The organism is Mesorhizobium sp. B2-3-15 (assembly GCF_006442875.1).
GTDB lineage: Bacteria > Pseudomonadota > Alphaproteobacteria > Rhizobiales > Rhizobiaceae > Mesorhizobium > Mesorhizobium australicum.
This window is the reverse complement of the sequence record NZ_VFVO01000011.1, coordinates 162,530-187,794: the sequence shown is the minus strand read 5'-3', so window position 1 is coordinate 187,794 and position 25,265 is coordinate 162,530. Positions and strand designations below refer to the sequence as shown.

At 62.6% G+C, this 25,265-nt stretch carries 18 protein-coding genes; 13 read left to right on the top strand and 5 right to left on the bottom strand.

Annotated elements, in window-relative coordinates:
* Positions 1–86: 86 nt before the first annotated feature.
* Genes FJ954_RS22425 through FJ954_RS22415 form a run of 3 tightly spaced genes read right to left on the bottom strand, consistent with a single transcriptional unit; the run spans position 87 to position 2,681 of the window.
* On the bottom strand, positions 87–1,010 hold the full coding sequence (locus FJ954_RS22425) for a carbohydrate kinase (protein ID WP_140618637.1): 924 nt from the start codon (positions 1,008–1,010) through the stop codon (positions 87–89).
* Entirely contained in the window at positions 1,007–1,453 is a 447-nt protein-coding gene (locus tag FJ954_RS22420; protein WP_140663208.1) for an RbsD/FucU domain-containing protein, read from the bottom strand. The genes FJ954_RS22425 and FJ954_RS22420 overlap by 4 nt, the downstream gene beginning before the upstream one ends.
* A gap of 1 nt (position 1,454) precedes the next feature.
* The gene (locus FJ954_RS22415) at positions 1,455–2,681 is read right to left on the bottom strand and encodes an ROK family transcriptional regulator (RefSeq protein ID WP_140663206.1); all 1,227 of its coding nucleotides are present in this window, start codon (positions 2,679–2,681) and stop codon (positions 1,455–1,457) included.
* A gap of 228 nt (positions 2,682–2,909) precedes the next feature.
* Between FJ954_RS22415 and FJ954_RS22410 the strand changes: the two genes are divergently transcribed.
* The 10 genes from FJ954_RS22410 (at position 2,910) to FJ954_RS22365 (ending at position 18,951) form a co-directional block, all read left to right on the top strand.
* On the top strand, positions 2,910–3,926 hold the full coding sequence (locus FJ954_RS22410) for a sugar ABC transporter substrate-binding protein (RefSeq protein WP_023771510.1): 1,017 nt from the start codon (positions 2,910–2,912) through the stop codon (positions 3,924–3,926).
* 159 nt (positions 3,927–4,085) lie between these two features.
* Complete coding sequence (locus FJ954_RS22405; RefSeq protein ID WP_015318693.1) at positions 4,086–5,147, top strand: ABC transporter permease; 1,062 nt, start codon at positions 4,086–4,088, stop codon at positions 5,145–5,147.
* Complete coding sequence (locus tag FJ954_RS22400; protein ID WP_015318692.1) at positions 5,144–5,926, top strand: ATP-binding cassette domain-containing protein; 783 nt, start codon at positions 5,144–5,146, stop codon at positions 5,924–5,926. Before FJ954_RS22405 ends, FJ954_RS22400 begins: the two co-directional genes overlap by 4 nt.
* 133 nt (positions 5,927–6,059) lie before the next feature.
* Positions 6,060–8,522, top strand: coding sequence for a glycogen/starch/alpha-glucan phosphorylase (locus FJ954_RS22395; RefSeq protein WP_140663204.1), 2,463 nt, complete (start codon positions 6,060–6,062; stop codon positions 8,520–8,522).
* A gap of 71 nt (positions 8,523–8,593) precedes the next feature.
* The gene (glgB, locus tag FJ954_RS22390) at positions 8,594–10,807 is read left to right on the top strand and encodes a 1,4-alpha-glucan branching protein GlgB (RefSeq protein ID WP_140663203.1); all 2,214 of its coding nucleotides are present in this window, start codon (positions 8,594–8,596) and stop codon (positions 10,805–10,807) included.
* A gap of 51 nt (positions 10,808–10,858) precedes the next feature.
* Complete coding sequence (gene glgC / locus FJ954_RS22385; protein ID WP_015318689.1) at positions 10,859–12,124, top strand: glucose-1-phosphate adenylyltransferase; 1,266 nt, start codon at positions 10,859–10,861, stop codon at positions 12,122–12,124.
* A gap of 101 nt (positions 12,125–12,225) precedes the next feature.
* A complete protein-coding gene (gene glgA / locus FJ954_RS22380; protein ID WP_140663201.1) occupies positions 12,226–13,671 on the top strand; it encodes a glycogen synthase GlgA in 1,446 nt (481 codons plus the stop codon).
* Between the two features lie 3 nt (positions 13,672–13,674).
* Positions 13,675–15,303: an alpha-D-glucose phosphate-specific phosphoglucomutase gene (locus FJ954_RS22375; protein ID WP_140663200.1), complete on the top strand. Its 1,629-nt coding sequence runs from the start codon at positions 13,675–13,677 to the stop codon at positions 15,301–15,303.
* Between the two features lie 16 nt (positions 15,304–15,319).
* Positions 15,320–17,317 carry a glycogen debranching protein GlgX gene (gene glgX, locus FJ954_RS22370; protein WP_140663199.1) on the top strand — a complete coding sequence of 666 codons (1,998 nt, stop codon included), beginning with the start codon at positions 15,320–15,322 and terminating at the stop codon, positions 17,315–17,317.
* Positions 17,317–18,951, top strand: coding sequence for an alpha-glucosidase family protein (locus FJ954_RS22365; RefSeq protein ID WP_140663197.1), 1,635 nt, complete (start codon positions 17,317–17,319; stop codon positions 18,949–18,951). The genes glgX and FJ954_RS22365 overlap by 1 nt, the downstream gene beginning before the upstream one ends.
* A gap of 28 nt (positions 18,952–18,979) precedes the next feature.
* Here the strand turns inward: FJ954_RS22365 and FJ954_RS22360 are convergent, their stop codons facing one another.
* Together FJ954_RS22360 and FJ954_RS22355 are read right to left on the bottom strand one after the other, a co-directional pair.
* Entirely contained in the window at positions 18,980–20,734 is a 1,755-nt protein-coding gene (locus tag FJ954_RS22360) for a TadG family pilus assembly protein (RefSeq protein ID WP_140663196.1), read from the bottom strand.
* A complete protein-coding gene (locus tag FJ954_RS22355) occupies positions 20,735–21,181 on the bottom strand; it encodes a TadE/TadG family type IV pilus assembly protein (RefSeq protein WP_083883080.1) in 447 nt (148 codons plus the stop codon).
* A gap of 282 nt (positions 21,182–21,463) precedes the next feature.
* Here FJ954_RS22355 and FJ954_RS22350 point away from each other — a divergent pair, with 282 nt between their 5' ends.
* From FJ954_RS22350 to FJ954_RS22340, 3 genes are all read left to right on the top strand, one after another.
* The gene (locus FJ954_RS22350) at positions 21,464–23,056 is read left to right on the top strand and encodes a peptide ABC transporter substrate-binding protein (protein WP_015318682.1); all 1,593 of its coding nucleotides are present in this window, start codon (positions 21,464–21,466) and stop codon (positions 23,054–23,056) included.
* A 165-nt stretch (positions 23,057–23,221) separates the two neighbouring features.
* Complete coding sequence (locus tag FJ954_RS22345; protein WP_140663194.1) at positions 23,222–24,145, top strand: ABC transporter permease subunit; 924 nt, start codon at positions 23,222–23,224, stop codon at positions 24,143–24,145.
* A complete protein-coding gene (locus FJ954_RS22340; RefSeq protein ID WP_015318680.1) occupies positions 24,138–25,259 on the top strand; it encodes an ABC transporter permease subunit in 1,122 nt (373 codons plus the stop codon). Before FJ954_RS22345 ends, FJ954_RS22340 begins: the two co-directional genes overlap by 8 nt.
* Positions 25,260–25,265 lie beyond the last annotated feature (6 nt).

Here is a 25,265-nt window from a genome sequence, read left to right as displayed (position 1 = left end):
ATCCGGGCTTGGCGGTGCAATTCAGCCCATTCTTATCGAGGTTTTCCGGCGCCTGGAAACATAAAGTGATCGCGCTGGAGAGCCGATTAGCCGATCTCGTGCCGCCAGGGGGGATTGGCGCCGGCTCGTGACACTGTCACTGCCGCCGCCTTGGCGCCGAGCGCCAATGCTTTGCGGATGGCGTCTTCGGACAGGCTGGAAATCGCCGCCTTCGTCAACAGGCCTTGCTCATGCAGGGAGGCAAGGATGCCGGCGTTGAACGTGTCTCCGGCGCCGACGGTGTCCACCACCTTCACTGTCTCCGGCATGACGGTGACACGATGCTGTTTGCTGTAGCCAACGGCACCCTCGCTGCCATGCGTGACGACGATCAGCTTCGGGCCGCGGTCGAGCCAATTGCGCACGACATCCTCGTGCGAGCCGGCTTCGCCGAACCAGTGGAGGTCTTCGTCCGACAGTTTGACGATGTCGGCCATCGCCATCATCTCCCGGATGCGCCTGAGGTGCTTGGCCTTGTCGGGAATGAAGTTCGGCCGGATGTTGGGATCGAGCATCATCACGCGGGTCTCATGCTCGCGCTGCATGAATTCCTCATAGGCCGACCCAGCCGGCTCCGAGATCAGGCTGATGGCGCCGAACAGCATCGCCTCGATCTCGCTGCCGAGTTGCGGCAGGTCTTCGATGGTCAGCATGCGCCCGGCCGTGTTCTCGTCATAGAAGGTGTAGGTCGCCTGGCCATTGTTCAGCCGCACGAAGGCTAGGGTCGTCGGTCGGGGCGAGGTGTGCGCGTAGGTGGAACTGACCTTGCTCGCCCCCAACGCGTCCCTGAACTGACCGCCGAACAGGTCCGACGACAGGCCCGAGAAAAAGCCGGCCGGCGCGCCCAAGCGGCCGAGCGCGATCGCTGTGTTGAAGACAGCGCCGCCGACATAGGGGGCAAAAGCCGGCTCATTCTCCGTAGTGGTGCGCGGCAGCATGTCGATCAGGGCTTCGCCGCAGCAGAGGATCATGGCTTCTCGGTCTCCGGCGGATAGATCACGCCCTTGCGGATGATGATATTGGCGTAAAGCCGCGGCTCGCTTGTCGCGACGATGGCATGCGCCGATTTGACCCGTGCATAGAAGTCGGCGCCGGCCAGTGCAACCACCTTGCGGCCAGGCGCGCGTTTGGCGCAGATCGCCTCCATTTCACGATGGACGGGGTCGGCAAGCGACGGATCGCCTTTCACCGAGGCGCGAAACAGCGCCTCCGGCACGACATCGTCGACCGGAAGCAGCGTCAGTATCGCGTCGAGTACGGGCATGAGGGCGTGGCCATCGGTCCTGATGAGGCGCTTTGCCTGCTCCTGTGCCGGATAGTTCCCGTCGACCACGGCAATCTCGTCACCATGGCCCATGGCGCGCAACGTCGCCAGAAGCTCTGGACCAAGCAGCGCCGGAATCCCGATCAGCATTTTACGCGCCCCTGGAGATCGTCGTCGAACCGATCAGGAAGCGTTCGGAAAGCGGCAGGCTGGCGCCGCCGAGCGCCCGGGCATGGATACCCACGCTTCCCTCGCGGACGGCCGGGAGTTTCAGCCCTTCGCCGTCGATCGCGCCGATTGCCGTCACGACCGCCTCCACCAGCCTCTGGCGCACGGCCTTCGGCATCCAGCCGTCGATCACCGCGGCTTCGAAATCGATGACCGAGGATGCTGCCACGATGGCATAAGCGAGCGCCTGCGAGGCGCTGGCGATCCACTCGTCGAGCGCGGCGCCGATCTCCCCCCAATCCTCGGGCGAGGTCCACAGATACGAGGCCTCGACGCCACGCGCATTGAGTGTTTTTTCGAGCATGGCGATCGAGGCCACGTCGATCAGCTGGGTCGGTTTTCCATCCGGCCCCGGCACAGGCATTGAGCCGAGCGCGCCGGCATTGCCGGTCGGCCCGCCAAACAGCCGGCCGTTGAGCACGATGCCGCCGCCAGCAAAGGCGCCGATGTAGAAATAGACGAAATCCCGCGCCGCGCCCGTCTGGCCAAAGACCAGTTCGGCGCCGCAGGCGGAGGTGGCATCGTTCTGCAGATAGACCGGAAAATCGCATTGCGCCTGGATGTCGGTCCTGATGTCACGATGGCGCCATTCGTCCATCACGTCGCGCGGCGCGCCGGCGGTGTCGGCCCAGTTCCAGAGCTCGAACGGCATTGCGATGCCAAGTCCGGCGATGCGCTTGTCCTGTGCCGGCGTCAGCTCGCCGCGCATCGTCTTCATGCCTGACGTGACGAACTCGACCGTCTCGTGGGGGGCAGGGTAGCGGTAGGAATGCTGCAGCATCGCGCGCACCTGTCCGAGGAAATCGATCAGCACGAGTTCGGCGCTGCGGCGGCCGATCTTGAGGCCGATGAAGAAGGCGCCTTCGGGGTTGAGTGCCATGGGGATCGAGGGCTGGCCGATCTTGCCGCGCAACGGCGCCTGGCGCACGAGCAGGCTTTCTTCCTCCAACTCGCGCATGATGACCGAGACCGTCTGCGCCGAAAGTCCGGTCATCCGGGCAATGTCGGACTTCGCCAGACTGCCGTGCTGGCGCACCAGCGAAAGCACCAGGCGCTCGTTGTGGTCGCGCATGCCACTCTGGTTGGTGCCGCGGTGAATGAGGCTCTCGTTCGCTTCGGGCGAACCATGCCTCGCAGTGGCCGTCTCCACCCTGTTCCTCCCGTCGTTTCCCCACAATGCTTTTGGGTCAGAATGAGTGAACGACGCAAGGGTGTCAATAATAAATAAGAGTGATTTAATTATTGACAGATGCGCTGGCGTGGTGTTCCTTGAGGGAGCATCCGCGCTGGGAGAAGTCGCTGGATGCCGTGCGGGTGCCGGTTGGCCGGCATTCGAAAAATGTTCCACTGGGAGGAAATCGTGACCAATACAAAATTGTTGAAGTCCACCGTTTTCGCGGCGGCCGCGCTGGGTCTGATGGCGTTCGCTTCGTCTGCGTCCGCGGCCGGCGTCGGCGCCTGCCTGATCACCAAGACCGACACCAATCCGTTCTTCGTCAAGATGAAGGAGGGCGCGACCGCCAAGGCCAAGGAACTTGGTGTCGATCTCAAGACCTATGCGGGCAAGATCGACGGTGACAGCGAGAGCCAGGTGGCGGCGATCGAAAGCTGCATCGCCGACGGCGCCAAGGGCATTTTGATCACCGCGTCCGACACCAAGGGCATCGTGCCGACGGTGAAGAAGGCGCGCGATGCGGGCCTGCTGGTGATTGCGCTGGACACGCCGCTCGATCCGATCGACGCCGCCGACGCGACCTTCGCCACCGACAATCTGGAGGCCGGCAAGCTGATCGGCGCCTGGGCCGCCGCCACGCTCGGTGACAAGGCCAAGGACGCCAAGATCGGCTTCCTCGACCTGACACCCTCGCAGCCGACCGTGGACGTTCTGCGCGACCAGGGCTTCATGATGGGCTACGGCATCGACGTGAAGGACCCCAACAAGATCGGCGATGAGACCGATCCGCGCATCGTTGGCCATGATGTGACGAACGGTAACGAGGAAGGCGGCCGCAAGGCGATGGAAAACCTTCTGCAGAAGGACAACACCATCACCGTCATCCACACCATCAATGAGCCGGCCGCGGTCGGTGCCTACCAGGCGCTCAAGGCTGTCGGCCTCGAAAGCCAGGTGCTGATCGTCTCGGTCGACGGCGGTTGCCCCGGCGTGAAGTCGGTCGCCGAAGGCGTCATCGGCGCCACCTCGCAGCAATATCCGCTGCAGATGGCCGCACTTGGCATCGAGGCGATCGCCGCTTTCGCCAAGGACGGCACCAAGCCGAAGCCGACCGAGGGCAAGAACTTCTTCGACACCGGCGTCAACCTCGTCACCGACAAGCCGGCGACGGGCGTCAAGTCCATCGACACCAAGGAAGGCCTCGCCAAGTGCTGGGGCTGATACTGGCCTGACCGGCAACGGAACCGATGCGACCGGGGGGACTTGATCCCCGGTCGCATCGGGTGGACGATGCATCACTGTAAACGCGAATAATCCCGGCGACAGACCGGAAGGCGTGGACGGCGTCAGCGTGTGGCTGAAGCCCTACGGGGAGGAAACATGGCTCAAGCTCAGGAATTCGAGAAGGTTCTCTCGGCTAGCGATACAAGTGTAGCCGCTTTTGACGAGCACAAATCAGCCGTCAAGCGCATCCAGCATTTTCTGCATTCGACGCCGGCGGCGGTGCCGCTGATCGTGCTGCTACTGTCAATCGTCATCTTCGGCATCACGATCGGGGGGCGGTTCTTCTCGTCCTACACGCTGACGCTGATCCTGCAGCAGATCGCCATCGTCGGCATTCTCGGGGCCGCGCAGACACTGGTCATCCTGACCGCCGGCATCGACCTGTCGATCGGGGTAATCATGGTGATTTCGGCCGTGATCATGGGCAATTGCGCGGTCAGCTACGGCATGCCGAGTGTGCTCGCCGTGGCGATCGGGCTTGCCGCCGGTGCGGCTTGCGGGCTGCTGAACGGGCTGCTGGTCGCCTATATGAAGCTGCCACCCTTCATCGTGACGCTTGGCACCTGGAACATCGTCATGGCCACGAACTTCATCTATTCGGCCAATGAGACGATCCGCGACACCGACGTCGACAACCAGGCACCGCTGCTGCACCTGTTTGCCCTGAGCTTCAAGGTCGGCACGGCGGTGCTGACGCTCGGCGTCATCGCCACGGTCGTGCTCGTGCTGGTTCTTTGGTACGTGCTCAACCACACGGCATGGGGCCGTCATGTCTACGCCGTCGGCGACGACCAGGAGGCGGCGAAGCTGTCGGGTATCCAGACAAAGAAGGTACTGATGACGGTCTACACCCTTGCCGGGCTGATCGCCGCTTTCGCGGCCTGGGTCTCCATCGGCCGCAACGGCTCGATCTCGCCGTCCGCCGCTGTTACCGACTACAATCTGCAGGCGATCACCGCGACCGTGATCGGCGGTATTTCTCTCTTCGGCGGCCGCGGCTCCATCCTCGGCACGCTGTTCGGCGCGATGATCGTCGGCGTCGTCTCGATGGGCCTCAACATGCTCGGCGCCGATCCGCAATGGAAAGTGCTGCTCACCGGCGTGCTGATCATCGGCGCCGTCGCCATCGACCAATGGATCAGAAAGGTTTCGGCATGACCCAGGAACCCATCCTCACCGCGCGCGGTCTGGTCAAGCGCTATGGCCGCGTCACCGCTCTCGACAATGCCGATTTCGACCTTTACCCCGGCGAAATCCTTGCCGTCATCGGCGACAACGGCGCCGGCAAGTCGTCACTCATCAAGGCGATTTCCGGCGCGGCCGTGCCGGACGAAGGCGAAATCCGGCTTGAAGGCAAACCCGTCTCTTTCAAGTCGCCGATGGAAGCCCGTGAAGCCGGCATCGAAACCGTCTACCAGAACCTGGCCTTGTCGCCGGCACTTTCGATCGCCGACAACATGTTCCTCGGCCGCGAGATCCGCAAACCCGGCTTCGTCGGCCAGTGGCTTCGCATGCTGGACCGTCCGGCAATGGAAAAGCGTGCCCGCGACAAGCTCACCGAACTAGGCTTGATGACCATCCAGAACATCAGCCAGGCGGTGGAGACCCTGTCGGGCGGCCAACGCCAGGGCGTGGCGGTGGCCCGGGCCGCCGCCTTCGGGTCGAAGATGGTCATCATGGACGAGCCGACGGCGGCGCTCGGCGTCAAGGAGAGCCGCCGCGTGCTTGAACTGATCCTCGACGTGAAGAAGCGCGGCCTGCCGATCGTGCTCATCTCGCACAACATGCCGCACGTCTTCGAGGTGGCGGACCGTATCCACATCCACCGTCTGGGCCGTCGACTGTGCGTCATCGACCCCAAGCAATATACGATGTCCGACGCCGTTGCCTTCATGACCGGGGCAAAAACACCCCCGGAGGCGGCATTGGCGGCCTGACTGCCAACTTGCCGCAGGGTAAGTAGATGACGGCGTTCTCTAAATCGATTGAAAAGATGTTGCAATGCACTAGGGTGGGCTGGGAGAAACGGTGAAAGCCGGTATGATCAGGCCAAACCGAACGAGAGGCGATATGACATCCGCCATGACGATCGAAGCCCCCGCTCTCGACAATCCCGATCCCAAGACGCTTGCTGAAGAAGTCTTGATGTCGCTCAAGTACCGGGTCGGCAAGGACACCACCGTCGCGACCCAGTACGACTGGCTGACCGCCACGATCAAGGTCGTGCGCGACCGCGTCGTCGACCATTGGATGCAGGCGACCAAGGAAGCCTACGACCAACAGGAAAAGCGCGTTTATTACCTGTCGCTCGAATTCCTGATTGGGCGTCTGATGCGCGACGCCTTTTCCAACCTCGGCCTGATGGAGAACATGCGTGAGGCGCTGTCGTCGCTCGGCGTCGATCTCGACCTGATCGCCGCGCTGGAACCGGACGCGGCCCTCGGCAATGGCGGCCTTGGCCGGCTCGCCGCCTGCTTCATGGAAAGCATGGCCACCGTCGACATCCCCGCGCATGGCTACGGCATCCGCTATGCCAACGGCATGTTCCGCCAGGAAATCCACGATGGCTGGCAGGTCGAGTTGCCCGAGACCTGGCTTGACCACGGCAACCCCTGGGAATTCGAGCGGCGCGAGCGCTCCTTCGAAGTCGGTTTCGGTGGATCGGTCGAATCGATCACCTCGAAGGACGGCCGCCTCGAACGCCACGTCTGGAAGCCGAGGGAGCATGTGCTTGCGGTCGCCTATGACACGCCCGTGGCTGGCTGGCGGGCCAAGCGCGTCAACACGCTGCGCCTTTGGTCCGGCATGCCGATCGACCCGATCCGGCTCGACAAGTTCAACGCCGGCGACCACATCGGGGCGTTGGCCGAAAGCAACAAGGCCGATGCACTGTCGCGGGTGCTCTATCCAGCCGATTCCCACATGGCCGGCCAGGAACTCAGGCTTCGCCAGGAATACTTCTTCTCCACCGCTTCGCTGCAGGACATCCTGCAGCGCCATCTCAGCCAATATGGCGATCTCAAGTCTCTGCCCGACAAGGCGGCGATCCACCTCAACGACACCCATCCGGCGATCGCCGTGCCCGAGCTGATGCGGCTCTTGATGGATGTCCATGGCATGGATTTCGATCTCGCCTGGGATGTCACCAAGCGCACCTTCGGCTACACCAACCACACGCTGTTGCCAGAGGCACTGGAAAGCTGGCCCGTGCCGCTGTTCGAGAGGCTTTTGCCCCGCCACATGCAGATCGTCTACGCCATCAACGCGCAGGTGCTGCTCGAAGCCCGCGCCACCGATCAGTTCTCGGACGAGCAGATCAGCCGTATCTCGCTTATCCAGGAGAATGGCGACCGCAGGGTGCGCATGGGCAATTTGGCCTTTGTCGGCTCGCGTTCGATCAATGGCGTGTCGGCGCTGCACACCGAGTTGATGAAGGAGACGGTCTTCGCCGACCTCCACAAACTTTATCCCGATCGCATCAACAACAAGACCAACGGCATCACGCCGCGGCGCTGGCTCATCCAGTGCAATCCAGGCCTCACCGCGCTTGCCCGCGAGGCGATCGGCGACCGCTTCATGGATGACATCGAAGCGATCAAGGGGCTCGATCCCTTAGCCGACGACACCGCCTTTCGCGAAAAATTCGCCGCGGTGAAACGCCAGAACAAGGTGAGGCTTGCCAATCTGGTCGCCGATCGCCTTGGCATCAAGCTCGACCCTTCGGCGCTCTTCGACATTCAGGTCAAGCGTATCCACGAATACAAGCGCCAGCTGCTCAACATCCTCGAAGCGATCGCGCTCTATGACCAGATCCGTTCGCATCCCGAACGCGACTGGATGCCACGCGTGAAATTCTTCGGCGGCAAGGCCGCGCCCAGCTACCATAACGCCAAGCTGATCATCAAACTGGCCAACGACGTCGCCAGGGTGATCAACAGCGACCCTTCGGTGCGCGGCCTGCTGAAGGTCGTGTTCGTGCCGAACTACAATGTCAGCCTGGCCGAGGTGCTGATGCCAGCCGCCGATCTTTCCGAGCAGATCTCGACCGCCGGCATGGAAGCCTCCGGCACGGGCAACATGAAGTTCGCGCTGAACGGCGCGCTGACCATCGGCACGCTCGACGGCGCCAATGTCGAGATCAAGGAGCATGTCGGCGACGACAACATCTTCATCTTCGGCCTCACCACCGAAGAAGTCGCCGAGCGGCGCAACAATGGCTACAATCCGCGCGGCGTGATCGAGGCATCCCCTGAACTGGCGCAGGCGGTTGCGGCCGTTTCATCGGGCGTCTTCTCGCCCGATGATCCCAATCGCTACCGCGACCTCATCAATGGCCTCTATGACAGCGACTGGTTCATGGTCGCGGCGGATTTCGACGCCTATGCCGCCTGCCAGCGCGAGGTGGACGCTGTCTGGCGCAACAGCCCGGACTGGTACGCGCGCGCCATCCGCAACGTCGCGCGCGTCGGCTGGTTCTCCTCCGACCGCACCATCCGTCAATATGCGAAAGAAATCTGGAACGTACCCGTCTGATATGATTGCATAAGGCCACGAACGATGGCCGCAAAAACAAACACTTGGTGCCCGGGGAGGGCGACCGCCTGATGAGGAAGCCGCGCGCGACCGCTGCGACAAGCGGGCCGGACGGACTGGCGCCAGCCAGCGATGTCGAGGCGATTGTCGCCGGTACGCACGGCAATCCCTTTGCGGTTCTCGGTGTCCAGGAGGCCGGCAAGAGCCTGTTCGCACGCTGCTTCGTTCCGCACGCGGAGTCGGTTACGGCCTACACCCTGACCGGCGTCGAGGTCGGCGAATTGACCAGGCGCGACGATGCCGGTTTCTTCGAAGGCAAGCTGTCGATCAAGAAGCGCCAGCCGCTGCGCTACCACGCCCGCAATGCCGGCGGCGACTGGTGGCTGACCGACCCCTATTCGTTCGGTCCGGTACTCGGTCCGATGGACGATTACTACATCGCCGAGGGTTCGCACCTCAGGCTGTTCGACAAGCTCGGCGCGCATGTCATCGAGCACGAAGGCGCGTCCGGCGTGCATTTCGCTGTATGGGCCCCAAATGCCAGGCGCGTTTCGGTGGTCGGTGACTTCAACGACTGGGACGGCCGCCAGCATACGATGCGCGACCGTCGCGACACCGGCATCTGGGAGCTGTTCATCCCCGATATTGGTGCTGGCCGGCCCTATAAATATGAAATCATCGGTCCCGATGGCGTGAGGTTGCCGCTGAAGGCCGATCCGTTCGCCTTCAAATCAGAGCTGCGCCCGGCAACCGCCTCGGTGACCGCGATGCCGCCGGCGCATGCATGGGGTGACGAGGCGCATCGCAATTTCTGGCGCAACGCCGACCCTCGCCGCGAGGCCATCTCGATCTACGAGGTCCACGCCGGGTCCTGGCAGCTTGGCGATGACGGCTCCTTCCTGTCATGGGATGAACTGGCCGACCGGCTGATCCCCTATGTAATCGAGACCGGTTTCACCCATATTGAATTCCTGCCGATCTCCGAGCATCCCTATGATCCCTCCTGGGGTTACCAGACAACCGGCCTCTACGCGCCATCGGCCCGCTTCGGCGATCCGGACGGCTTTGCCCGCTTTGTCGACGGCGCCCACCGTGCCGGCGTCGGCGTCATCCTCGACTGGGTGCCGGCGCATTTTCCTGTCGACGAGCACGGTCTGGTCCATTTCGACGGCACCGCGCTCTACGAGCATGCCGACCCGCGCAAGGGCTTCCATCCGGACTGGAACACCGCGATCTACAATTTCGGCCGCCGCGAGGTGGTGTCGTTCCTGGTCAACAACGCGCTGTTCTGGGCCGAAAAATACCATGTCGACGGTCTTCGCGTCGACGCGGTCGCCTCGATGCTCTACCTCGACTATTCGCGCAAGGCCGGCGAGTGGATCCCCAATGAGAAGGGTGGGCGCGAAAACCTCGAGGCGGTCAGCTTCCTGCAGAAGATGAACAAGGAGGTGTACGGCCACCATCCGGGCGTCATGACCATCGCCGAGGAATCGACGTCATGGCCAAAGGTCTCGGCGCCTGTCCATGAAGGCGGGCTGGGCTTCGGCTTCAAATGGAACATGGGCTTCATGCACGACACGCTGGAGTATTTTTCCAAGGAGCCGATTTTCCGCAAGCATCACCACAACGAGCTGACCTTCGGCCTGACCTACGCCTTCTCGGAGAATTTCGTGCTGCCGCTCTCGCATGACGAGGTCGTGCACGGCAAAGGCACGCTGCTGGGCAAGATGGCCGGCGACGACTGGCAGAAATTCGCGACCTTGCGTGCCTATTACGGCTTCATGTGGGGTTATCCCGGCAAGAAGCTGCTGTTCATGGGCCAGGAATTCGCGCAGCGCCGCGAATGGAGCGAAGCGCGCGCGCTTGATTGGGACCTGCTCGATTTTCGCCCGCATCGCGGGGTCTGGCAGACGGTGCGCGACCTCAACTATCTCTATCGTTCACGCCCGGCCCTGCATGGCCGCGACTGCGAGCCTGAAGGGTTTTCCTGGATGATCGTCGACGACAGCCAGAATTCGGTTTTCGCCTGGGTGCGCAGCGCTCCCGGCGGCGATCCGGTCGCCGTCATCTCCAATTTCACACCGGTGCCGCGCGACAATTATCGTGTGCCGCTGCCGAAGGCCGGCAAGTGGCGCGAGATCATCAACACCGACGCTTCCGAATATGGCGGTTCCGGCATGGGCAATGGCGGCATGGTCGAGGCAAGGGCGGAGGGCAAGGGCATCTCGGCAACGATGCTCCTGCCTCCGCTGTCGACGATCATGCTTGAACTCGCTGCCGACTGAACTCGTTAAGGCTGGTTAGCGCATCGATACGAGTAACTTGGGAGGGTATAAATGGCAGACTTGAAGAGAACGCAGCCGCTGGCCCGCGACGCCATGGCCTACGTGTTGGCCGGCGGGCGCGGCAGCCGCCTCAAGGAACTGACCGACCGGCGCGCCAAGCCCGCGGTCTATTTCGGCGGCAAGACACGCATCATCGATTTCGCGCTCTCCAATGCGCTCAACTCCGGCATCCGCCGCCTCGGCGTCGCCACCCAATACAAGGCGCATTCGCTGATCCGCCACCTGCAGCGCGGCTGGAACTTCCTGCGGCCCGAACGAAATGAGAGTTTTGACATCCTGCCGGCCAGCCAGCGTGTGTCGGAAACGCAGTGGTATGAGGGCACGGCGGACGCCGTCTACCAGAACATCGATATCATCGAGGCCTATGGCCCGGAATACATGGTAATCCTGGCCGGCGATCACATCTACAAGATGGACTACGAGATGATGCTGCGCCAGCATGTCGATGCCGGCGCCGATGTCACGGTCGGCTGCCTCGAAGTGCCGCGCATGGAGGCGACCGGCTTCGGCGTCATGCATGTCGATGCCAAGGACAACATCATCGCCTTCGTCGAAAAGCCCGCTGACCCGCCCGGCATTCCGGGTAACCCGGAATTCGCCTTGGCCTCGATGGGCATCTACGTCTTCAAGACCAAGTTCCTGATGGAGCAACTGCGCCGCGATGCCGCCGAGCCGGGCTCCAGCCGCGACTTCGGCAAGGACATCATCCCCTATATCGTCACGCACGGTAAGGCGATCGCGCACCGCTTCACCAAGTCCTGCGTGCGTTCGACCGCCGAAAACGAGGCCTACTGGCGCGATGTCGGCACGGTTGATGCTTATTGGGAGGCCAACATCGACCTGACCGACGTGACGCCCGAACTCGACCTCTACGACCGCGATTGGCCGATCTGGACCTATGCCGAACTGAAGCCGCCGGCAAAGTTCGTGCATGACGAGGACGGCAGGCGCGGTTCCGCCATTTCGTCACTGGTGTCGGGCGATTGCATCGTCTCGGGCGCTTCGCTGAAGAAAAGCCTGATCTTCACCGGCGCGCGCATCAATTCCTATTCGACGCTGGAAGAGGTTGTCATGCTGCCCGACGTTCATGTCGGCCGGAACGCAAAGTTGAAGCGCGTCGTCATCGACCACGGCGTAAGGATACCCGAAGGGCTGGTGGTCGGCGAGGATCCCGTCCTCGACGCCAAGCGCTTCCGGGTTTCGGAAAAGGGTATCTGCCTGATCACACAGGACATGATCAACAAGTTGTCAACCTGAACAGGTGATCAACAAGCTGTCACTTTAGGGTGTTTTGTGCATGTCGTGGTCCAAACCGCACACGGTTGGGCGGCATGGATGGGAAGCGGATCGTTAAGCGCATGCAGGTTCTGTCGGTCACTCCCGAAATCTTCCCGCTGATCAAGACCGGCGGGCTTGCCGACGTGACCGGGGCGCTGCCCATCGCGCTCGCGGCCAAGGGCGTGGCCATGCGTACGCTCGTTCCGGGCTTTCCTGTGGTGATGAGCGCCTTCAAGAAAAAGAAGGCCGTCTATCAGTATCCCTTGCTGCAAGGCGGCAAGGCCGCGGTCCATGCTGTCCAAGTCGCCGGGCTCGATTTGTTCGTGCTCGACGCGCCGCATCTGTTCGACCGCCCCGGCGGCCCCTATGGTAACGCCTCGGGCGCGGACTGGCCGGACAATTGGCGGCGCTTCGCGGCGCTGAGCCAGGCCGGCGCCGATATCGCCGGGGGCGCCATCTCGGGCTACCTCCCCGACATCGTCCATGCCCATGACTGGCAGTCGGCGATGACGCTGGCCCATATGCGCTATGGCAAGGCGGTCGGCACCCCATCCATGATGACCGTCCACAATCTCGCCTTCCAGGGCCAGTTCGGGGCCGGTATCTTCGGCGAGCTCGGCCTGCCTGCCGCGGCGATGGCGCTTGACGGCGTCGAATATTATGGCGGCGTCGGCTTCCTCAAGGCTGGCCTGCAGGCCGCCTGGGCGATCACCACGGTGAGCCCGACCTATGCGCAGGAAATCCGTTCGCCGGAATTCGGCATGGGCCTCGACGGCCTTATCAACATGCGTTCCAGCGATCTCCATGGCATCGTCAACGGCATCGACACCGACATCTGGGATCCGGCAACCGACAAGCATCTGGTATCGACCTATACGGCCGAGACGTTGAAGGCCCGCGCGCCGAACAGGGCCGCTGTCGAGGACCGTTTCGGCCTCGACCGCGACGGCAGTCCGATTGTCTGCGTCGTCAGCCGCCTGACCTGGCAGAAGGGCATGGACATATTGGCGACGGTGGTCGACGGCATCGTCGCGACAGGCGCAAGGCTGGCCATCCTCGGCTCGGGCGACGCCGGCCTCGAAGGCGCGCTGCTGGCCGCGGCCGCACGCCATCGTGGCCGCATCGGCGTGGTCGTCGGCTATGACGAGGGGCTGTCGCACACCATGCAGGGCGGCTGCGACGCCATTGTCATCCCGTCGCGCTTCGAGCCTTGCGGGCTGACGCAGCTTTACGGCCTGCGCTATGGCTGCGTGCCGGTCGTCGCCCGCACCGGCGGCCTGGCGGACACCATCATTGATGCCAATGAAGCAGCGTTTGCCGCCGGCGTGGCGACCGGCTTCCAGTTTGCCCCCAACAATGGTGGCGCGCTGCTGCACGCGATCCGACGCCTGGCCGACGCCCACGCCAGTCCCGCAATCTTCGAAACCATCCAGCGCCAGGGCATGAAGACCGATGTGTCGTGGGATCGAAGCGCCGAAAAATACGTCGAACTCTATCGCCTGCTGCTTTCGAAAAGGGTTGCCTGAAGCATGATACGCACCGTTCCCACCAAGCCCTATTCCGACCAGAAGCCCGGCACGTCGGGGCTGCGCAAGAAGGTGCCAGTGTTCCAGCAGGAGCACTATGCCGAGAACTTCATCCAGTCGATTTTCGATGCGCTCGACGGGTTCAAGGGCAAGACCCTGGTGATCGGTGGCGACGGCCGTTTCTATAACCGGGAGGTCATCCAGAAGGCCATCGCCATGGCGGCCGCCAATGGCTTCGGCAAGGTGATGGTCGGGCAGGGCGGCATCCTGTCGACGCCCGCGGCCTCGCATGTCATCCGCAAATACAAGACCTTCGGCGGCATCATACTCTCGGCTAGCCACAATCCCGGCGGCCCGCACGAGGACTTCGGCATCAAGTACAATGCCGGCAATGGCGGCCCGGCGCCGGAAAAGCTGACCGACGCCATCTTTGCCAAGACCAAGACGATTTCGAGCTTCAAGATCGCCGACATCGACCCGATTGACATCGATACGGTCGCGACAGTCGAGGCTGCCGGCATGACCGTCGAGATCATCGATCCGGTTACCGACTATGCCGAGTTGATGGAGAGCCTGTTCGATTTCGATGCGCTGCGCAAACTGTTCAAGTCGGGCTTCCGCATGCGCTTCGACGCCATGCATGCGGTGACCGGGCCCTACGCCAAGGAAATCCTCGAACACCGCCTCGGCGCACCGAACGGCACCTGCCGCAATTTCAAGCCGCTGCCCGATTTCGGCGGTCATCACCCGGACCCCAACCTGGTCCATGCCAAGCACCTTTATGATGAGATGATGGGACCGGACGCGCCCGATTTCGGCGCCGCCTCCGATGGCGATGGAGACCGCAACCTGATCATCGGCAAGGGCATTTTCGTCACCCCTTCGGATTCGGTCGCCATGCTCGCCGCCAATGCCCGCCTGGCGCCGGGCTACAAGGATGGGCTGAAAGGCATCGCCCGTTCGATGCCGACCAGTGGCGCGGCCGACCGCGTCGCTCACAAGCTAGGTGTCGGGATTTACGAGACGCCGACCGGCTGGAAGTTCTTCGGCAATCTGCTCGACGCCGGCATGGCGACGATCTGCGGCGAGGAAAGTGCCGGCACCGGCTCCAACCATGTCCGCGAAAAGGACGGTCTGTGGGCGGTCCTCTTGTGGCTCAACATCCTCGCCGCGCGCGGCGAAAGCTGCAAGCAGATCGTCACCGAGCATTGGGAGACCTATGGCCGGAACTACTACTCGCGCCATGATTACGAGGAGGTTGAGAGCGGCCGCGCCAATGCGCTGGTCGACGAACTCAGGGCCAAGCTCGGCTCGCTACCGGGCACCAGCGTGCGCGGCCTGAAGATCGCCAATGCCGATGATTTCGCCTACCACGACCCGGTCGACGGCTCGACCAGCGAGCACCAGGGCATAAGGGTGCTGTTCGAAGGCGGCTCGCGCGTGGTCTTTCGGCTTTCGGGCACCGGTACGTCTGGCGCGACCTTGCGCGTCTATATCGAGCGCTACGAGCCGGACAAGTCGAGGCACGACCTCGACACGCAGGAGGCGCTCGCCGACCTGATTTCGGCGGCCGACGACATTGCCGGGATCAAGAGCCACACCGGGCGCAACAAGCCGAGCGTCATTACTTGAGGGCGGTGGAGCGCTCTTGACCCAGCTCGGCCCCACCATCACCAGCGAAGGCATCCGCTTCGCCGCATGGTCCTCGTCGGCAAGACGGCTCTGGGTTTCGATCTTTGACGAGCAGGGAAACCGCGAACTCGATCGTCTCGAGCTGGCGTCGGAAGGCAACGGCGTCCATTCACTCTTTGTCTCCGGCCTGGCCGCGGGCGCGCGCTATGGCCTGCGCGCCGATGGCGACTATGCGCCCGAGCGGGGGCTGTGGTTCGACCCCGACAAGTTGCTCACCGATCCCTACGCCGTCGAAATCGACCGGGCCTACGCCTATCACTGGCGGCTCGCCGCGCGGCGCAATGAGGGCGCCGACACCGCGTCGCTGATGCCCAAGGCCGTGACCAAGGCCTCGCCCACGGCTCCACCGATCCTGCCGCCCCTGTTTCGCCCGGGCGGCCTGATCTACGAACTGAACGTCCGCGCTTTCACCAAGCTGCATCCGGATGTACCGCAAGAAAAGCGCGGCACGATCGCCGCTCTTGCCCATCCGGCCATCATCGAGCATCTGCAAAGGCTCGGCGTCTCCGCCGTGGAACTGATGCCGATCACGGCCTCCATCGACGAGCGGCATCTGCCGCCGCTCGGCCTGAGCAACGCCTGGGGCTACAATCCCGTCACCTTCATGGCGCTCGACCCGCGCCTCGCGCCCGGCGGCCTGACGGAATTGCAGGACACGGTCGCCGCGTTGCGCCGGGCCGGCATCGGCACCATTCTCGACCTCGTCTTCAACCACACCGGCGAAAGCGACAGGCTGGGGCCGACGCTCTCGCTGCGCGGCCTCGACAATAAGGCCTACTATCGGCACCGGCCGGATGGCGGGCTGGTTAATGACACGGGCACCGGCAACACGATCGCTTGCGACCATCCGGTGATGCGGGAAATGGTGCTCGACACACTTCGTCACTTCGTTCGCCAGACCGGTGTCGACGGCTTCCGTTTCGATCTGGCTCCGGTGCTGGGCCGGGTCGATGGTGCCTTCGATCCGGAAGCGCCGCTGCTCCAGGCCATCACCCATGATGCGGTGCTTTACGACCGCGTGCTGATCGCCGAGCCTTGGGACATCGGGGCAAACGGCTATCAACTCGGCAATTTCCGGCCGCCATTCCTTGAGTGGAACGACCGCTATCGCGACGATGTCAGACGCTTCTGGCGCGGCGATGCCGGCATGGTCGGTGCTCTCGCAACGCGCCTTGCTGGTTCGTCCGACGTGTTTAACAGGGCAGGGGAGCCGGCAAGCCGCGGCGTGAATTTTATCGCCGCCCATGACGGCATGACGCTGGCTGACATCGTCGCCTATGAGCGCAAGCACAACGCGGCCAATGGCGAGCAGGACCGCGACGGCCATAACGAGAACCTGTCCTGGAACAATGGCGTCGAAGGCGAGACGGACGACGCGGCAATCGTCAAGGCCCGTTTCGACGACCAGCGCGCTCTGCTCGCCACGCTCTTCGCCTCGCGCGGCACTATCATGCTGACCGCGGGCGATGAATTCGGTCGCACCCAGAAGGGCAACAACAACGCCTACGCACAAGACAACCCCACCACCTGGCTTGACTGGGCAGGCCGCGATCAGAAGCTGGAGCGTTACGCATTCGTACTCGCGGCACTTCGCCAGGCGGTGCCCGCATTGTCGGACACGCGTTTCCTGACCGGAGAACCGATTGCGGCATCAGGCGTTCCCGACGTCGCCTGGCTGACCGAGACCGGTGAGCCGCTCGACGCGACCGACTGGAACGATACCAGCCGGCATCGCCTCGTCATGCTGCTTGGCGGCGAGGAAGGCAGGCTTGCCGTTCTGATCAATGGCGACCGCCGCCAATGCGTCTTCACCTTGCCGGCGCGGGAAGGTTTTCGATGGCATCCGGCGATCGAAACGCACGTGACTGACCTTGCGCGCCCGCTGCCGGGGCGCAGCGTCAATTTCGTGATCGAGAGCCGAACCGGAAACGGCGGCGTCAGGAAGGGTTCGTGATGACCGGTGAGAGTCTGGGGCAGGGACCCGAATGGTGGCGCGGCTGCGTCATCTACCAGGTCTATCCGCGCTCTTTTCAGGACACGACCGGTGATGGCAGCGGCGATCTCGGCGGCATTACGTCGAGGCTCGCTTATATCGCCTCGCTCGGCGTCGACGCTGTCTGGCTGTCGCCCTTCTTCAAGTCTCCGATGGCCGACATGGGCTATGATGTATCGGATTATCGCGACGTCGACCCGATGTTCGGCACATTGGCCGATTTTGATGCGCTGGTCGCCGAAGCCCATCGGCTCGGCCTGAAGATCATCATCGACCAGGTGCTGTCGCATTCATCCGACAAGCATGAATGGTTCATCGAAAGCCGGGCCAGCCGCGATAATGCCAAGGCCGACTGGTACGTCTGGGCCGATGCGAAGCCCGACGGCGGCGCGCCCAACAACTGGCTGTCGGTCTTCGGGGGGCCGTCCTGGGAATGGGACGCGACCCGCCGCCAATATTACATGCATAATTTCCTCGCCTCGCAGCCAGACCTCAATTTCCACAACCCGGAAGTCCAGGATGCGTTGCTTGACACGGTGCGGTTCTGGCTCGATCGCGGTGTCGACGGCTTCCGGCTCGACACGGTCAATTACTATGTCCACGACCGCTGGCTACGCGGCAATCCGCCCTTGGCCTCGAGCGTCGCCGGCACCAACACGGAGACCAACACCTACCTCTATCAGGAGCATCTGTTCGACAAGACGCAGCCCGAAAACCTGGCGTTCCTGCGGCGCTTCCGCGCGTTGCTCGACGAATATGGCGACCGCGCAGCCGTCGGCGAAATCGGCGACGAGGGCCGCTCGCTGCAGACGCTCGCCGCCTACACCTCCGGCGGCGACAAGCTTCAGATGAGCTACACTTTCGACCTGCTCGGTTCGCAGTTTTCGGCGGCGCATGTGCGTGGCTGCGTCGAGGCCTTCGAAAGCGCGGTGGCCGACGGCTGGGTTTGCTGGGCGTTTTCCAACCATGACGTGGTGCGCCATGTCAGCCGCTGGATGCGGCCTGGTGGCGATCCCGATCTTGTGGCCAAATTCTCAATCATGCTGCTCGCCTGCTTGCGCGGCTCGATCTGCCTCTATCAGGGCGAGGAACTCGGCCTTGAAGAGGCGGAGCTTGCCTACGAGGATCTGCGCGATCCGGTCGGCATCCGCTTCTGGCCCGGCGTGAAGGGCAGGGATGGTTGCCGCACGCCGATGGTCTGGGAGGCCGACGCCGACAATGCGGGCTTCTCCACTGCAAAACCCTGGCTGCCTGTGCCGGCAAGCCATCGCGCCCGCGCGGTCGATATGCAGATCGGCGACGAGCAATCGGTGCTGTCGGCCTACCGCTCGGCGCTTGCCTTGCGCAAACAGCATCCGGCGCTGGTCGGCGGCTCGATCCGCTTTCTCGATACCGAGGGCGACGTGCTCGCCTTCATCCGCGAAGGTGGCGGGGAGAGGTTGATCTGTGTCTTCAATTTCGCTGAGGAGCCGGCGACCTTGCCGTTGGTGGGTAATATCGGACCCGTCACGGCTATCTTCGGCGGGACCGCTTCTGTCGAGGAAAACACCCTCTCGCTGCCAACTCTCGGCTGCTTTCTCGGTCGGCTCGACTGATTGGCACTTCGGTTGTGGCTAGGCGGTCCTACTGAACGAGCACCGCCCGGCCGCAGGTCGCGCCGGTGACGCGCACGTCGGCCTGGCCGACACGCACACCAAGGGCTCCGAGCAAATTGTAAACCAACTCGTCGACCGGCGCCGCCACGCCGTTCAAGAGCGCAACCACTGCCGGCCGCACGGTGGAAAGCAAGGTATTCAGATTCAGCAGCGGCAAGCCCAGCAAATTGGTCGTCAGCGACAGATCAGTGATCAGGGAGGTCGTCAAAGACTGTGTCAGGTTTTGCGTGGAGACTGTCTTTATCGTTTTGGCGTCGATGTCGGCCTTGTTGAAGGTCAATGCGGTCGGCGCGTTGTTGGCCATTTCAAATGCCGCTGAGCCCGTCACTGAAAGTAGATTGATCAGAAGACTGACCTTTGCGATTTCAGTGTCGGAGAACGATTCCGGTTTGGTGAAATCGGCAAAGCCGGAGCTACTGCTGTCGGCCAAATGCGCTTCCACAACACCGGGGCGGGCAGAAACGGTGACCTTGATGCTGTCGGGACCCGTAGGACAGCTTATGTCGGTGAGTTTGGCTTCGGCGTAGGCGACTTCCACATGCAGTGGCAGGTTGACCGACACCAGAGTAATGCCCCCACCGACATTGCCGCCTGCGCCGCCGACTGTCGCGGCTACTTTGATGCGCGTCTGGGCGGTCCGCACGACAGTGCCGATACCATCGATCGCCAGCCAGGGCGAGGACTGCATCGGCTCGCCGATGGCGATGCTGAGTTTGGTGGAGAGCAGCCCCGGGATGGTGGCGCCGAGATCGATCGCGGCCTGGTTGGTACCGTTGGCGAGCACGGCGGCTGCCGTCAGCATGCCCATGGCGCTTGCGTCTACCCCAAGCCCGGACGGCTGTTGGCCGAGGCCCAGGCTGCCGACCGAACCAAGGTCGACAAGGCTGCTGAGCGGGATCTTGACGGTGCTGGTCGATTTGGAGGCGATGGTCTGCAGGGCGACCTTGGCCGTATTGCCGAGGCCGGGAACATTGGCCATGGCGGTAGCGATCTGGCCGACCGTCGCCTTCGATGCCAGAACGTCGGAATAGGTACCGGCCGTGATGTTCAGTTGCGTGGCGAGCGCACTGATGAAGGAAAGCACGCTCACATCCGCCGAGATCAGCCCGTTGTAGTCCATGACGCTGAGCGAGATGTTGCCGCCGAGAAGTCCGCTCAAAAGTGCGTTGAGGATGCCGCCATTGACGCTGAGCAACCGCGATCCGACCGAGAACGTCGCCAGCGGCGTCATGCTGGCCGTGGCCTGGGTGCCGATGACGGGAGTGGGGATCAGCGAACTTGCGAAATAGCGGTTCGGAATCTTTGCCAAAGTGACGCGGACGGCATTGTAAGGCGTCACACCCGCCTGGAAGCGCTGGCTGACATTGGCGGTCGATGAGGCATATCGGCCCTGCGTGACCGTCACCACCGTTTTGCCGGTGGCCGGGGCAATGGTCTGGCCCGAAGCTTGAACGACGACGCCCGGCATGCCGTTGTCGGTCAGTGTGGTGACGACCGCGGTGTTGACGTTGTTGATGTTCGAGGCGGCGGTAATCGCCGCCAGGTCGACCATCGCCTGGGCTTCCCGGCGCTCGGTATAGATGGAGGCTTCGTCAATGGCCACAGCCGCCAATGCCAATGCGACCGGCGCGCTCAATGCGGTCATGACGGCGAAGTTCGCCTTCCTGTCTCCCATCATCGACCGTGCAAGCCGGTCGATACCCTTGCCCGCCCGCCGCAGCATTCAGATACCCCCGACCCTGATCGTTGACTGACGCTTGATGGTCGTCCCTGGCATGGCTATGCCGGGGAACAGGTTCCAGATCGGCAGGTTGCGGGCATCGTAGGAGATGGACACCACGAACTGGCTTCCGTCGGCGATGCTGTCGTTGGCCTGGTAGGTCAGTTTGCTGGCGTCCACGAAGGGGTAGCCGCCGGCATTGTTGGTGAGATAACTGGCCACGAGCGTCTGCCGCTCGGTCTGGTTCACCCCAGCGATGGCTGTTCGGGCAGCGTCGGCTGCAATTTGCTGGATCGAATTGGCGGCGCCAAAATAGATGCCGTACGCAACCATTCCGAGCAGAAGAAGGATGAAAAGCGGGGACAGCAAAGCGAACTCGACCGCCGAAGTTCCCGAATTGTTTGATCGGAACCGGCGCCTTCGAGCCTCGAAAATGGGGTGGTGAACCATGGCACCAGCATGCCCAAATTCGCATGCAGAAAGCGAAAACTCTGGGTGCAACCAAAGGGTGCGGTCGATTGAAAACGAATCTCTAATTTAGCCGTTGCTTTCTCTACAATGGGGATTGACTTAGGGTCAATCAGTACTCGGTTGAAAAGAGCTTACCTCCTGTCTAGTCTCCTGCCACCAGCCGCCGGAGGGAACCGGGGGCGCGCTCAAAGGAGCCAGTCATCGGCTTCGGGGCGTCAACACGTAAGGCGCGCCGATGGCAGCGCCGACAGGGAGAACTTCATGCTGAAAAACATGCTGAAGGCGACGGTATTCGCCACCACCATGGCCGTAACCGCCGGCGCATTCTACACGCCGGCTTTCGCGGAGAGTGTCTATAACAGGGGCACCGCCGCTGAATCGGAGTCGGTCGATCCGCACAAGACCTCGACGGTCTATGAAGCCAATGTGCTGCGTGACCTGTTCCAGGGATTGGTCATGCAGGACCAGAAGGCGAACCTCATTCCGGGCGCGGCCGAAAGCTGGACGGTATCGGATGACGGCACCGTCTACACCTTCAAGCTGCGCAAGGACGGCATGTGGTCTGACGGCAGCCCGGTGACGGCGGAGGACTTCGTCTATGCCTTCCACAGGCTGGAAGATCCGGCGACCGGCGCCGAATACGCCTCGATGCTGTATCCGGTTAAGGGCGCGGAGGATGTCAACACCAAGAAGGGCAAGCCCGAGGACATGGGTGTCAAGGCGATCGACGCCGGCACCCTTGAGGTGACGCTGAAGGCGCCGACGCCGTACTTCCTGGAGATGCTGACCCATCAGGCGACCTATCCGGTCAGCAAGGCCTCGATTGAAAAGCTTGGCGCCGACTGGATCAAGCCCGGCAATCTGGTTTCGAACGGCGCCTATACGCTGGCCGAATGGGTTCCCAACGATCACATGAAACTGGTCAAGAATCCCAAATTCTGGGACGCCGCGACCGTCAAGTTCGACGTGGTCAACTACATTCCGACCGAGGATCGTTCGTCGGCGATGAAGCGCTTCGAGGCCGGCGAACTCGACAGCTATGACGATCTGCCGACCGAACAGCTCGCCGACCTCAAGACCAAGTTCGGCGACCAGATCCATGTCGGGCCGTATCTCGGCACCTACTATTATGCCATCAAGACCGACAAGGCGCCGTGGAACAACCCCGAACTGCGTAACGCCATCTCGATGGCGATCGACCGTGATTTCATCGCCGAGAAGGTCTGGCAGAATTCGATGCTGCCCGGCTATTCGATGGTGCCCCCCGGCATCGAGGGCTATACGCCCGCAATGGCCAAATACGCCGACATGCCGCAGATCGACCGCGAGGACGCGGCCAAGAAGATCCTCGAGAAGCTTGGCTACACCCCCGAACATCCGCTGAAGATGGAAATCCGCTACAACACCTCGGAAAACCACAAGAACACGGCAGTGGCGATCCAGGAACAATTGAAGCCGCTTGGCGTCGACGTCACGCTGCTCAACACCGACACCAAGACCCACTACTCCTTCCTCGAGCAGAAGGGCGACTATGACGTGGCGCGTGCCGCCTGGATTGCCGACTATAAGGATCCAGAGACCTTCCTCGGTATCACGCGCAAGGCCAGCGGCAACAACTATTCCAACTACAACAGCCCGCAATACGAAGCGGCAATGGACAAGGCCGCGGCCGCCGGCGGCAAGCCCGAAGAGCGCATGAAGGACCTCTCAGCGGCCGAGCGCATCCTCATCGACGATGTCGGCCAGATCCCGCTTCTCTACTACAGCTACCACGACATCGTTTCCTCGAAGCTGCATGGCTTCGTCGACAATGTGATGGACGTGCATCCGTCGCGCTTCGTCAGCAAGGATTGATCCCTGGCCAAGCCGCCGCGCTCTAAAGAGCGCGGCGGTGCTGGTTTGCCATCGCATCGGCCCGGGAAGCGGAAATCGATTTTCGGAACATCCGGTGCGAAGATTTGAAGGCTGGAGCGCAATCGTCCGAGTGGAAGGGCGTGCTCTGGATCAAGTGGGGCACCGATGCTGCGATACGTATTCCGGCGGCTTTTGACCGCCATCCCGACGCTGTTCGTCATCGTGACGATGGCGTTCTTCCTGATGCGCGTCGCGCCAGGCGGTCCATTCAACCAGGAGCGGGGGCTGAGCCCAGAGATCAAGGCCAACTTGGAAGCCCAGTTCGGCCTCAACGATCCGCTCTGGCTGCAATATGTCCATTATCTCGGCAATCTGCTGCGCGGCAATTTCGGCCCGAGCTACAACATGCCGGATTTCACCGTCACCGAACTGTTTGCCAAGGGCCTGCCCATTTCCGTGCAGCTCGGAGCCTCGGCGCTGACCCTGGCGCTGCTGCTCGGCAGCGTGCTCGGCACCATCGCCGCGCTCAACCAGAACAAGCTTGGCGACTATACGGTGATTGCCCTGGCGACCGCCGGCAGCACCATCCCGACCTTCGTCATCGCGCCGGTGATCCAGCTTGTCTTCGGGCTGACCTGGAGGCTGCTGCCGATCGGCGGCTGGGGTGACGGCGCCTTCATCAACAAGGTCGGCCCGGTGCTGACACTTGCCTTGCCGCAAATCGCCATCGTTGCCCGCCTGATGCGCGGCTCGATGATCGAATCGCTGCGATCCCATCATATCCGAACGGCGCGCGCGCTCGGCCTTTCCGACTGGTCGGTGGTGGTCAAGCACGCGTTGCGCGGCGCCATCCTGCCGATCGTCTCCTTCACCGGCCCGGCGGCGGCGGCACTGCTGACCGGCTCGGTCATCGTCGAGACGATCTTCTCCATTCCCGGCGTCGGCCGCTATTTCGTCGATGCCGCGCTCAACCGCGATTATACGCTGGTGATGGGAACGGTGGTGGTGATCGCCATTTTTACCATCGTCTTCAACCTGATCGTCGACGTCATGTACGCGGTCGTCGACCCGAGGGTGCGCTATGACTGACATCGCAGCCACGGCCCCCGCAATCGTTGGTCGCTCGCTTTGGGGCGATGCCTGGGCGCGCCTCAAGGCCAATCGCGCCGCCATGTTCAGCCTCTACTACCTCGTTCTGATTGGGATCATCAGCGTCTTTGGCCCGTGGTTCGTGCCGCATCAATACACGACCATCTACGCCGACTATGTGCGCATGCCGCCAAGCCTCTCAGCCTATCCGAAACCCGACATGATCGAGACGGCACTTACCGAAGCGATCAAGCGCATGCGAGTCGACATCAAGGACTGGCACCAGGAGGGGAGCCAGGTCTTCGTCACGGTCAAGTCGACCAAGCCGATCGACGACCGCAACATCCGCTACCTCGACCGTTCCGATGCCTTCGATGACACCAAGATCGAAAACAAGTCGCCCGACGGCCTCGAAGTAACGATGAGCGCATCGGTCAAGCAGCAGTATTTCCTGTTCGGCACCGACAATACCGGCCGCGATCTTCTCTCGCGCACGCTGATGGCCGGGCGCATATCGCTGGCCATCGGCCTGCTTGCCGGTGTCGTGGCGGTGGTGATTGGTGTGATCTATGGCGCCGCCGCCGGCTTTTCCGGAGGCAAGGTCGATGAAGTCATGATGCGCATCGTCGACGTGCTTTATTCCTTGCCGTTCATCTTCTTCGTCATCATGCTGGTGGTGTTCTTCGGCCGCAACTTCGTGCTGATGTTCCTGGCGGTCGGTGCCGTGCTGTGGCTCGACATGGCGCGCATCGTGCGCGGCCAGGCGCTGTCGATTCGCCGGCAGGAATATGTCCAGGCGGCGGAAGCCATGGGCATTGGCCAGCGCGGCATCCTGATCCGCCATGTCATCCCGAACCTGCTTGGCCCGGTGGTGATCTACATGACGCTGCTGGTGCCGCAGGTCATCATCCTGGAGAGCTTCCTGTCGTTCCTCGGGCTTGGCATCCAGGAGCCGATGACCAGCTGGGGCGTGCTGATCTCGGTCGGCGCCAAGAACATCGGCACCGCCAACTGGCTGCTCCTGTTTCCCGCCTTCTTTCTGGTCTCGACGCTGTTCGCCTTGAATTTCGTCGGCGACGGCCTGCGCGACGCGCTCGACCCACGGGATCGATAAAGATGG